The sequence below is a fragment of the Pseudoalteromonas sp. SR45-5 genome, from assembly GCF_014163565.1.
GTDB classification, from domain to species: Bacteria; Pseudomonadota; Gammaproteobacteria; order Enterobacterales; family Alteromonadaceae; genus Pseudoalteromonas; species Pseudoalteromonas distincta.
Genome location: NZ_JACJDN010000054.1, coordinates 1 through 11,203, shown reverse-complemented (window position 1 = coordinate 11,203; position 11,203 = coordinate 1). Strand labels below are relative to the sequence as shown.

Annotated in this window: 10 protein-coding genes; 1 reads left to right on the top strand and 9 read right to left on the bottom strand. The window is 40.5% G+C overall.

Annotation, left to right across the window (positions count from 1 at the left end):
* The first annotated feature begins 171 nt into the window (after nt 1–171).
* Nucleotides 172–2,283, top strand: coding sequence for a hypothetical protein (locus H5072_RS03805; RefSeq protein ID WP_182692753.1), 2,112 nt, complete (start codon nt 172–174; stop codon nt 2,281–2,283).
* A 41-nt stretch (nt 2,284–2,324) separates the two neighbouring features.
* Here H5072_RS03805 and H5072_RS03800 read toward each other — a convergent pair whose 3' ends face one another.
* The 9 genes from H5072_RS03800 to nrdR form a co-directional block, all read right to left on the bottom strand.
* Nucleotides 2,325–5,411 (bottom strand): ligand-binding sensor domain-containing diguanylate cyclase, encoded by a 3,087-nt coding sequence (locus H5072_RS03800; RefSeq protein WP_182672770.1) that lies wholly within the window; start codon nt 5,409–5,411, stop codon nt 2,325–2,327.
* A gap of 37 nt (nt 5,412–5,448) precedes the next feature.
* The gene (locus H5072_RS03795; protein ID WP_182692752.1) at nt 5,449–5,934 is read right to left on the bottom strand and encodes a phosphatidylglycerophosphatase A; all 486 of its coding nucleotides are present in this window, start codon (nt 5,932–5,934) and stop codon (nt 5,449–5,451) included.
* On the bottom strand, nt 5,931–6,905 hold the full coding sequence (gene thiL, locus H5072_RS03790) for a thiamine-phosphate kinase (protein WP_024596289.1): 975 nt from the start codon (nt 6,903–6,905) through the stop codon (nt 5,931–5,933). Before thiL ends, H5072_RS03795 begins: the two co-directional genes overlap by 4 nt.
* Before the next feature lie 46 nt (nt 6,906–6,951).
* Complete coding sequence (gene nusB, locus H5072_RS03785) at nt 6,952–7,362, bottom strand: transcription antitermination factor NusB (protein WP_002961751.1); 411 nt, start codon at nt 7,360–7,362, stop codon at nt 6,952–6,954.
* Nucleotides 7,363–7,377: 15 nt separating this feature from the next.
* Nucleotides 7,378–7,842, bottom strand: a complete 465-nt coding sequence (gene ribE, locus H5072_RS03780; RefSeq protein ID WP_002961753.1) for a 6,7-dimethyl-8-ribityllumazine synthase — start codon at nt 7,840–7,842, stop codon at nt 7,378–7,380.
* Between the two features lie 100 nt (nt 7,843–7,942).
* Entirely contained in the window at nt 7,943–9,055 is a 1,113-nt protein-coding gene (gene ribBA, locus H5072_RS03775) for a bifunctional 3,4-dihydroxy-2-butanone-4-phosphate synthase/GTP cyclohydrolase II (RefSeq protein ID WP_182692751.1), read from the bottom strand.
* A gap of 29 nt (nt 9,056–9,084) precedes the next feature.
* Complete coding sequence (locus tag H5072_RS03770) at nt 9,085–9,738, bottom strand: riboflavin synthase (protein WP_024596291.1); 654 nt, start codon at nt 9,736–9,738, stop codon at nt 9,085–9,087.
* 16 nt (nt 9,739–9,754) lie between these two features.
* The gene (ribD, locus tag H5072_RS03765; RefSeq protein ID WP_024596292.1) at nt 9,755–10,888 is read right to left on the bottom strand and encodes a bifunctional diaminohydroxyphosphoribosylaminopyrimidine deaminase/5-amino-6-(5-phosphoribosylamino)uracil reductase RibD; all 1,134 of its coding nucleotides are present in this window, start codon (nt 10,886–10,888) and stop codon (nt 9,755–9,757) included.
* Nucleotides 10,889–10,890: 2 nt separating this feature from the next.
* On the bottom strand, nt 10,891–11,203 hold a 313-nt coding region (gene nrdR, locus H5072_RS03760; RefSeq protein ID WP_182692750.1), incomplete at its 5' end, for a transcriptional regulator NrdR.

Genomic DNA, 11,203 nt, shown 5'->3' with positions numbered 1-11,203 from the left:
CTCAAGGCTCCTTTTTTTGTTTTTAATTTTAACTTTTTTGCATCCAGTTTCATTTTATAGCCGTTATTGATATGAGGTTAACATGTAAATAATCGGTGCCGCTTAGTCTATGCCTTATGAGCAAGCGCGTTATTTACCTACATTTGATGGAATATTTAAAAGGTAAAAATGATGAATAAAGCTAATTTAACAACTCATTCAACACAAAAAAACACACTTAAACACACGCTTAGTTTTTCAGCTTTAACACTTGCAGTATTAATCGGCATTACAGGCTGTAGCTCAAACGATGGTGAAAACGGCGTAGATGGTATTGCAGGCACCGATGGACAAAACGGTACCGACGGTACAAATGGCAACCCTGGTTTTGCATCAGCCACATTAATTTTGGCAAACAATGGCGAGAGCAATACAGGCACTATCGATTTAATTAACCAAAACGCCTCTAAACTAAAAACCTTTAATACAACAGCTAACGAAGGCGTTGCATTTGATAGCTTAGGTAATTTATTGCAAGCAAGCGACAGCGAAAATGGCAGTATTAAAACTATTTGCCAGCTTGCAAATCGTAGTGACGGCGCAACCTATACAGCTAATACAGATCGCGAAATAACAGGTACTAACACAACACTGGTAAACCCTAAAGGAATAGCTGTAGCACAAAAGAGTGGCCTTGTTTTTATTGCTGACTTTGGCGCTATGCAAGTAACGACTTTTGGCGCTACAGCCGCGGGCGATGCAGCGCCTTTAGGCACAACTATTACAGAAGCGGCGCCGTGGGATGTTGATTATGATGAATCTAACGACCGCCTTTATGTAGCACTAACAAATGGTGATGTAGCCGTTTATGATAATTTTGTTGGTGGTGAATTTGCCGCAATGCCAAGCCGCACAATTACTCCAAGTAATAATGATGGCACGCAAATATCTGTAAATATTCACGGCATTGTTTATGACTCAAATACTAACAAACTTGTTTTGTCTGATGTAGGCAGTGCCTCAGACGCAACCGATGGTTCGTTATTTGTAATTAATAATGCTTCAACTGCAGAGGGCTTAGTAAGCGTTGCACGAAGTATTGCCGGTCCAGCAACAATGCTTGGTAACCCAGTTGATATTAGCCTTGAAGGTAGTGACTTACGTGTAGCTGAAAAATCAAATGATGCTGTTCTTGTGTTCAGCAATATATTTTCAGGTGAGAGCGGCGATATCACTCCTGATTTAGTTACCTCAACAATTAAACCTGAGTCAATTACTAAACTGGGTATACAAAATGAAATGGCTGATATTTCAGATAGTGATACCGCTAATATGGCGCTGCTAGGTGTTGCTGTAAGTAGTAATCCGGGCACTGCAGGTGAAACAACTGGGCAAATTAGTCGATTAAGTTCACAACTTAACACAGAAATTGGCAACTATAATGCAAGTCAAACTATCGAAAGTGTAACTTTTGATAAAGCGGGTAATAGTTATACAACGTTCGATAACAGTACAACCTCAATTGGCGGTATTGTTATTTCAAATAAAGTGGCAATAAACAGAGATGGGCAAACTTATAATACGAACCAAGACAGCATTATTACTGGTTCGAATACAGGCCTTATATCTCCTAAAGGTCTTGATGTGGCTTCTGATAGCGGTATGATTTTAGTTGCAGAAAATAATGCAGATACTCCAAGTATTTCAATATTTTCAACTTGCACCACAGGGGATGCAAGCCCATTAATGACGCTTACGTTTGCAAACGATGCTCGCCCTTGGGATGTTGATTACGATGCAAACACTGATCGAGCTTTTGTAGCACTAACAAATGGAACCGTTGCTGTATTTGACGAAGTTAAAAGCAAACTAATGGCTGGTAGTACTAATATTGCAGTTGAGGATAGGCTTATAACGCCAGCAAATGCAGGTACAGCAGTAGCAGCACCAAGCAACATGCACGGCATCGACTACGACTCGCTAAGTGGCTCGCTAATACTCTCTGATGTTGGTAGCGCAGCAGTTGCTGACGATGGCAAAATATACGTATTGAATAACGTAGCAACGGCATCGGGCTTGGTAAACATAAGTACCACTATTAGCGGTCCAAATACCCTACTGGGTAACCCTGTTGATATTATGTATACCGGAACAGATTTATACGTAGCTGAGAAGTCAAATAATGTGGTTATGCGATTTAATAATATTTTAAGCAGTGCAGGCGGTGATATAAGCGCCGATACCAGTACGGCATTTACAGCCCCTGAGTCGATTGCAATATTACCAGCTTGGCTTAACAAATAGAGTTAACCTCACCATGCCTGACCAATAACCTTGGTCGGGCATTATCGCATCCACACTTTTATATCTGCCAAGCCATTACTTTGTAAAATACCTAATTGCTGATCAACATTAGAGTTTTGTTCAAACTCAAATGCATCGAGCTGCTCATCAAACGTAATATTAGCCACACCATCACCACCGCGTTTTTTAACTTGATGCAATGCTATATCTGCTAAGTTAATAGAGGTTTCCCAGCTAATTACCTGCCCGCCTAATAAAGGTAATGGATAAAATGACCAACCAATTGATGCCGTGATATTAGTTGTTTTTCCATTTGGTAATTGGAACGAATTAGCCGCTATTACTTTACAAAGTTCTGAGGCATAGCTATCTATTTTATTGCATTTAAAGTCACGTAATAATAATAAAAACTCATCACCACTCCAACGTGCCACATAGTCAGAGCCCTGCGTACGCGAATTTAACAATGCAGCCATTTGCTGTAAGCAGCTATCACCTGCAATTGGGCCATACGCATCGTTAATACGGCTGAAGTTATCAAAGTTAATAATTACCAGCACCAGTGACTTACCTTGTGCCTGCAGCGACTGTGAATTACGTTGAAAGTGCTCAATATCTTTAGGGAGTTGATCAAACAAAAAGCGGCGGCTACGTAGCCCTGTTAGCTCATCTGAGTGACTCACTAATTTAAGCTGTGAATTCACTTGGCCTAATTTATCATTAGCTTGGCGAAGCTCTAAGGTACGCTCAGTGATTAAGCCCTCTAATGCTTCTTGTTTTCTGCGTTCTTGTGCTCTAAACACCCAAAAAATGAGATAAAAAAGCAAAATAAAACCACTGGTAATTAAAAGCCTAAAGTAAATTGTTTCGTCAAAGCGCTCAGGCACTACAAAACCGTATTCTACATCTTGCGCTTTAGCCCAGTCTTCACCTTGGCGCTTAGCTTCTAATTGAAACAAAAACGAGCCAGGAGGCAAGTTAGTATAAATAGCTTCACGTCGCGTATTTGCATAGCGCCAGTCACTATCTAAGCCACTTAGTTTATATCTAAATTCAATGCTGTTTGGTGCATAGTAATCAATAGCTGTGTAAGTTAGCGTTATATCACGCTCGTCTGTTTCTAATGATGGTTTTTTACCAAGCGCAGCGGTAGTTAAATGACGAAGTGGCGTTGTTATTGTCTCTATTGTTGGCTTTAATGCAAGCACACCAAATAGCTCTACATTTTTAGGTATTTCAACAACACCTTGTAAGCTTGGGTACCAAATAGAATTTCCGGTGTCTGCTACCGCATCATGCCCAAGTCCACTACAACATTGATTCGCTTTACCATCAAGTTGACGGTCAAAAGATGAAATTACTTCTTCAACTTTTAAGCTTTTTATTTCTGTTTTAAATTGCTCTACAGGCATTCTGTAAACACCTTTCATGGTGCTTACCCAAACATGCTTTAACTTTTCATCATATTCTAGGCTAAATATAGAACCATACGGTAAACCATTAGCTGCATCGAGCTGACGCCATTGCCCTTGCGTACTTCTGTAAAAAAGCCCATCGTTAAGAGAACCTATTAAAATACCCACGCCATCTATATGTAGCACGCTAGTTACGTATGCGCTTTCAAGTGTTGTTTGGTCGCCAATTTTTTCAATGCCACGGTCTGTAAAGTAATATGCGCCCTTACTAGTACCAATCACACCAAAGTTTGTTTTATCTAATACGTAGGTAATAAACTTACTACCTAAAAAAGCGTTATAGGCAAAAGGCGTTAAACCAGCATAATTTAATCGATATAAACCGCGTCCGGTACCAATCCAAAAGCCGCCTTTACTAGAGCGACTTATTGCAAATACCGGATTATCGCGAAGTGCTCGACCAGGGACGGTGTAAAGTGTCTTGTTTTCAAAAACAAATAAGCCGCGCCCTGTGGCTATATATAATCGCTCACCATCAAATTGTAGATCGTGTACTGATGCGTATCCATATTTACTACTTGGGACTAAATTAATAAAACTTTTATCTAAATCGAAATAACCAATGCCGCTTTTATTCGCAACCCACAGTTTACCATCGGGTGCTTGGCTAATAGCCATAACAGATTCGGTCATATTTGAAACTGCTGAATGCCTTTCGACTCGCCCTTCATGAGCAAGCCACAAGCCTTCACTAAAGCTTGCTAACCAAACGTTATTTTTATCATCTCTAAAAATATCAGCAAACCATATACTTTGATCGAGTTGGCTAGGCTCTACCCATTGCCACTCACCGGTTTTATCTCTGAATAATAAGCGTCCATAGGTCGAAACCCACAAGCCACCATCGGTATCACTCATAAACTTATAAACGGCTGAGTTATTTGCATTAGGTAGAGGAAAAGGTCTTAGCTCGTCATCTAAATCTAAAAAGTATGCACCTAGCTCAGAAGCTATATACAAATTACCATTTAAAAATGATAAATCGTGCACTATGGTTTGCGCTAAGCGCTCTGGTAAAGATATTTTTGCGGTAAGCTCTAAACGTAGTTTAGAAAAATCTGATGAGTTTTTTGTAAGGCGTAATAAATGACGATCATTAACCAGCCAAATGCCTTCAGGAGAGAGTGCCATTTGGCTAACAGAGCCAACTATTTGTGTGATCACAGTAGCATTAACAATAGGTAGAGGACCATTTACTTCAGTGCGTAAATCAACTTGCCCTCTATCTACATAGTATAAGCCGTTGGCCGCAATCCATATGCTACCTTTAGAGTCCTCAAGAATATCCCTTACTGGACCTTTAATATTAAATTCTTGTGCTGCAAATGTGGCTGGGTTAATAACTACCAAGCCACTTTTAGTGCCTACCCATAACAAACCACTAGAATCGACTAAAAGCTTATTAACACCATTACTAGGCAAGAATGGACTATTTTGCGTGTTGTAATTTGTAAATGTTGTACCATCAAAACGGCTTAAACCAAATTGCGTACCAAGCCACATATAGCCTTGCTGATCTTGCACAACACTTTTAAGTGATTGCGACGGTAGGCCATCTTTTATATTCCATTGCTTAACTACGTAATCAGTAATTGAAGCCCAACTTGGCGTCGCGCACAACATAAGTACACAAACCAGTAAAAATCGCATCATATTGCTGCCACCTAGTTAAACAAATCAAATATAAAAATTAAAAGGGCAGTAAACCCACTTTTATTAACGCTTGTAAACATATAAGCGAAAAAATACCCGCAAGTATATCGTCGGCCATTATACCTAAACCGCCATGTACTCGTTTGTCTAGCATACGGATTGGGCCGGGTTTTGCTATATCAAAAAAGCGAAATAACAAAAAACCTACGAGTAATGTTTGCCAGTTAAGTGCTGCGCCAATCATAGTGATGTAATAACCCGCCACTTCATCCCATACAATAGCAGGATGATCGTGCACGCCTAAATCATCAGCCGTTTTACCGCACGCCCATATACCAAATATACTGATCACAACGGCAAATACAATTTGCAGCCATAACGGATAATACGTGGTCATAAAAATGAATGGCAATGCAGCAAACGTACCAAATGTACCGGGCGCTTTAGGGGCAAGCCCAGTCCCAAAGCCCAGACCAAAAAACTGATGTGGACGCTTTAAATTAAACTTGCGGTTATTGTTCAAACCAGCTCCTTTGCAAAGTGCTCAAAACCCTGCGGTTCAAAATCAAACTTTTCACCATTGTGTAAAAGCTCAATTTGGCCATCGCCACTTTTAACTTGGCCAATGCATGTTGCATCTACACCATACTGGCGTAGCTTTATTTCTAACATACTTTTATTGCTATCAGGGACCGTAAAAATTAATTCGTAATCATCACCGTAACTGAGAATAAATGGCAGCTGCTGATTAAAATCAAGGCTTGCTTGCATCGCATCTGAAGTTGGAATACTTTCAATATTCACCACTGCACTTACTTGTGACATATCTAGTATATGACTTAAATCAGCGATTAAGCCGTCCGACACATCAATAGCCGATGATGCTAGGCCTCGTAATACCTGCCCTGCAGCAACACGTGGGGTTGGAAAGTCAAAGCGTTTATTTACGTACTTTAAATGCTCTGGCTCAATACTTATACCTTGTTTGCGAGACTCAATTGCAAGTCCAGCGTCACCTAGCGGACCCGTAACATAAATCCAATCACCCACTTTTGCGCCACTACGACGAAGTGCAGTACCTTCGGGTACAGTCCCTTTCGCACAAATAGTGATGGTTAGTGGGCCCTGAGTTGTATCGCCACCTATAATCTGCACATTAAAATATTCAGCAATCTCATGCATGCCATCAGTAAACTCTTCAATCCACTGTGGGTCAATACTTGGCAAAGTTAACGCAACTGAAACCCAAGTTGGCTCAGCACCCATGGCCGCTAAATCACTTAAATTAACAGCAAGCGCTCTGTGACCTAATGCACGAGGGGAAATATCATCAAAAAAGTGTACGCCAGCAACAAGAGTGTCTGTTGTAACGGCAAGTTGGCAGTTTTGTGGAACGGTTACTAAAGCGCAATCATCCCCTATACCTAGGTTTACATCACGACGGGTGATACCGCGACCTTTAAAGTAGCGGTTAATTAATTCAAATTCCTTCATACACAAAAAAGCCGGCCTATGCCGGCTCCCCTCTTTAACGGTTTACTTACTTGCGTAAATGCTTAACAGCTTTATCAAGTACACCGTTTACAAATTTATGGCTGTCTTCAGCGCCAAAAATTTTGGCCAGCTCAATACCTTCGTTAATAGCAACTTTATAAGGTACGTCTTCACGGAACTTAAGCTCATAGCTGCTTAAACGTAAAATTGCACGCTCAACCATATCTAAGTCATCAAACGGACGTGTTAAATGTGGTGATACAGCTTCGTCTAGTTGCTTGTAATTTACAGCAACACCCGTCGCTAGATCTTTAAAGTATTCAACATCAATTTTAGTAACGTCTGTTTCGATCAACATTTGTTGTTCGATATCGGCAATTAAATTGCCACTTATTTGCCAAGAATAAACGGCTTGGAGTGCTAAGATACGTGCTTTACGTCTTGCTGCTGGTTTCACAAAAATTCCTTAAACTTAAATTTTATCTAACACATTAACCATTTCAAGCGCGCCTAAAGCAGCTTCGCCGCCTTTATTGCCCATTTTGGTGCCAGCACGCTCAATTGCTTGTTCAATGCTTTCTGTGGTTAATACGCCAAATGCAACCGGGATATCATACTCAAGTGATACTTGCGCAAGACCTTTGTTTGATTCGCCAGCAACTAGGTCAAAGTGTGGTGTACCACCTCTGATCACTACGCCTAATGCGATGATTGCATCATACTCTTTTTTTGCCGCAACGCGTTTAGCCGCTAAAGGTAATTCTACCGCGCCTGGCACATAAATAACGGTAATGTCGTCATCTGATACGCCACCTGTGCGTTTTAGCTCATCAACAGCACCTGCAAGGAGGCTGCTACCAATAAAGTCATTAAAACGAGAAATGACAATGGCAAATTTTTTGCCTGGAGCGTACTTATTACCTTCAATAATTTTCATTTGATAACCCTAAAAATAAGTTCAAGCGGTTGCGATTGCGCAAAAATTGCTGCGCATCATACCATAAAAATAAAATAATAGCCTAGTTTAAGCGTGATGCTTATTGTGGTTCAACGTAATCAACAACTTCTAAATGAAAGCCCGAAAGTGCATGGTACTTTTTAGGGCGACTCATTAATCGCATTTGTTTAATTCCAAGATCGGCAAGTATTTGCGAACCTACGCCAACAGTACGAGATGTACCTTTGAATTTACGTGGCGTAACGCTTTCGCCAGCATCAGCTGCTGCAAATGCTTTCACAGTTGCCTCTAACTCTTCAGTGCTTTCTTGCTTACCTAAAATAACTAAAGCACCTTCATTTTTAGCGATATAAGCCATTGCTTCAGAAAGGCCCCAGCTACGGTCAGCACTTCTGTCTGAAAGTAGAATATCGTTAAAGGTACTTTGCAAATGTACACGTACATTTGTCGGCTCTTGATCTTTTATATCGCCTTTGAGCAATACGTAATGTAATTGGCCGTCAATTGTGTCTTTGTAAGTAACTAAATCAAATTCACCATGAACAGTTGGTAACTTACATTTTGCTACTTGCTCAATTGTTGTTTCGTTTAAGTTGCGGTATTCGATTAAATCAGCAATGGTGCCAATTTTAATATCGTGCTCTTTCGCAAAAACTTCTAAATCAGGGCGACGTGCCATAGTGCCGTCAGCATTAAGTATTTCAACAATAACAGATGATGCTTCAAGTCCAGCTAAACGCGCTAAATCACAGCCAGCTTCAGTGTGTCCTGCGCGAGTTAATACGCCACCAGGTTGCGCCATAATAGGAAAAATATGTCCAGGCTGAACAATATCACTTGGGACTGCGCCTTTAGCTATAGCCGCTTGCACTGTACGCGCTCTATCTGCTGCTGAAATACCGGTTGTAACACCTTTTGATGCTTCTATCGACATTGTAAAGTTAGTCGAAAATGCTGCACCATTGTTTTTAACCATTAACGGTAAATCAAGTTGCTCGCAACGCTCTTGCGTCATGGTTAAACAAATTAAACCACGGCCATGGGTAGCCATGAAATTAATCGCTTCTGCGCTAATATGCTCAGCTGCTATTATTAAATCGCCTTCATTTTCTCTATCTTCATCATCCATTAAAATAACCATTTTACCGGCTTTAATATCGTCGATGATTTTTTGCGCACTGTGTAAATTCATAAATTTGCTCGTGTAAGTTGTCAGTTTCGTTATTTAATAAAACCCGCTTTAGCGAGTAAGCTCATCGAAATATCAGAGCCCGTTGGTTGCTCTGCACCCTTTATAAGGCGCTCTAAATAACGTGCAATTTGATCGACTTCTAAATTAACTTGGGTACCTACTTTAAAATGAGCAATTGTGGTTTGCTCACTCGTGTGTGGGACAATTGTTAATTTGAATTTATTACCCTCTACAGCGTTTACTGTCAGGCTTATACCATCAATACATACCGAACCTTTGTAAGGAATGTATTTCATTAAATTTTCGTCAGTTGTAAGCCAATATTCTGTTGCTCTGGCGTTTGCTGTAATACTTGTAATTGTTGCGATACCATCAACATGGCCAGACACTAAATGACCGCCTAAACGAGAAACAGGTTGCATGGCTTTTTCAAGATTCACCGTTTGTCCTAAAGCATAGTGAGCAAAACCGGTCAAACTAATCGTCTCATTAGATAAATCCGCACTAAAACCATCAATATGTTTATCAACTACAGTTAAGCAAACACCATTAGTTGCAATGCTGTCACCTAACTTTACGTCTGTCATATCAAGATCAGTACTTTGGATACGAATGGCTAAGTCGCCTTGTTTTTTTTGTAATAAAGCAATTTTGCCTGTGGCTTCTATTATCCCAGTAAACATAGCACTACTCTTTTTATTAAGTGATTTTAATGAGTTTTGACGCGGTGATACGTAAATCGTCACCAATGCGCGCACATTCATTAAATGTTAAATCAACGGTGTTCTGCATACTCGTCAATTCAGGAAAATTAACTAAACTTTTTGCATCATGGCCCATTAGTTTAGGCGCTAAATAAAAAACAAACTCGTCAACTAAATTAAGCTCTGTCATTTTACCAGCAAGTGTTGCGCCAGCTTCAAGCCAAACATTATTAAACTGCAGTTGCCCAAGTTTTTCTAAAACGGCTTGTAAATCAACTTTACCGTTACTTTCACTAACTTCAATATGCTTTACAAAATGCGGCCATTGCAATGATTTATCAACCTTAGTCGTAAATATTATTACATCACTTTGGATTTCAAATAAAGCAAGGTCAGGTGTTAAACGGTTTTGAGAGTCAATTATAACACGCACGGGCTGGCGAAGCGGCAAATCAGTAGGCAGTGTGCAAGGCAGCTCACTTAGTCGCACATTAAGTTTAGCATCGTCTACTAGCACTGTATCGGCACCGGTTAAAATAGCGCAGCTTTTCGCTCGGTATAATTGTACGTCTTGTCGAGCAGCAGGACTTGTGATCCACTTACTTTGCCCATTTTTAAGCGCCGTTTTACCATCAATACTCGCTGCCATTTTGCAAATCACATAAGGTAAGCCTTGTTCCATACGCTTAAAAAAGCCAACGTTAAGTGCGCGAGCTTGTGATTCGAGTAACCCGTAAGCAACGTCAATACCCGCGTCGCTCAGTATTTTAAGGCCTTTGCCAGCAACTTGTGGATTTGTATCAACCATAGCAGCAATTACTTTTACCACACCGGCAGCTTTTAAGCCTTCGGCGCACGGTGGCGTACGGCCATAATGACTACACGGTTCAAGCGTTACATAAGCCGTTGCACCTTGTGCATTTTTTCCAGCGACAGCCAGTGCATTTACTTCTGCATGACCTTGACCAGCTAATTGATGGAACCCCTCACCAATTATTTGATTATTTTTAACTAAAACACAGCCAACATTAGGGTTAGGTGTGGTAGTAAACCGACCTTTTTTGGCAAGCTCTATGGCGCGTGCCATATACATTTCATCATGTTCAGTAAAAGGAACTTGGCTTTGCATTGTTACTCCCCTAAGCGGGCAATTTCTTCGCCAAATTCGCGTATATCTTCAAACGAGCGATAAACAGAGGCAAATCTTACATACGCTACTTTATCGAGCTTTTTGAGGGCTTCCATAATGCATTCACCAACCAAATGGCTTGAAATTTCTCGCTCGCCTGTAGCACGCAACTGCGATTTTATTATATTCACTACTTCGTCTACTTGCTCTGTGCTCACTGGGCGTTTTTCGAGTGCGCGATTTAAGCCATTTAATAATTTATCTTCGTTAAATGGTTCGCGGCTGCCGTCTTGTTTAATAACACGAGGCATAACC

Excerpts from the sequence above, each read along its gene's own strand:
- H5072_RS03805 (WP_182692753.1), top strand. The coding sequence starts at position 172 with ATGAATAAAGCTAATTTAACAACTCATTCAACACAAAAAAACACACTT.
- H5072_RS03800 (WP_182672770.1), bottom strand. The coding sequence starts at position 5,411 with ATGATGCGATTTTTACTGGTTTGTGTACTTATGTTGTGCGCGACGCCA.
- thiL (WP_024596289.1), bottom strand. The coding sequence starts at position 6,905 with ATGAAGGAATTTGAATTAATTAACCGCTACTTTAAAGGTCGCGGTATC.
- ribE (WP_002961753.1), bottom strand. The coding sequence starts at position 7,842 with ATGAAAATTATTGAAGGTAATAAGTACGCTCCAGGCAAAAAATTTGCC.
- ribBA (WP_182692751.1), bottom strand. The coding sequence starts at position 9,055 with ATGAATTTACACAGTGCGCAAAAAATCATCGACGATATTAAAGCCGGT.
- H5072_RS03770 (WP_024596291.1), bottom strand. The coding sequence starts at position 9,738 with ATGTTTACTGGGATAATAGAAGCCACAGGCAAAATTGCTTTATTACAA.
- ribD (WP_024596292.1), bottom strand. The coding sequence starts at position 10,888 with ATGCAAAGCCAAGTTCCTTTTACTGAACATGATGAAATGTATATGGCA.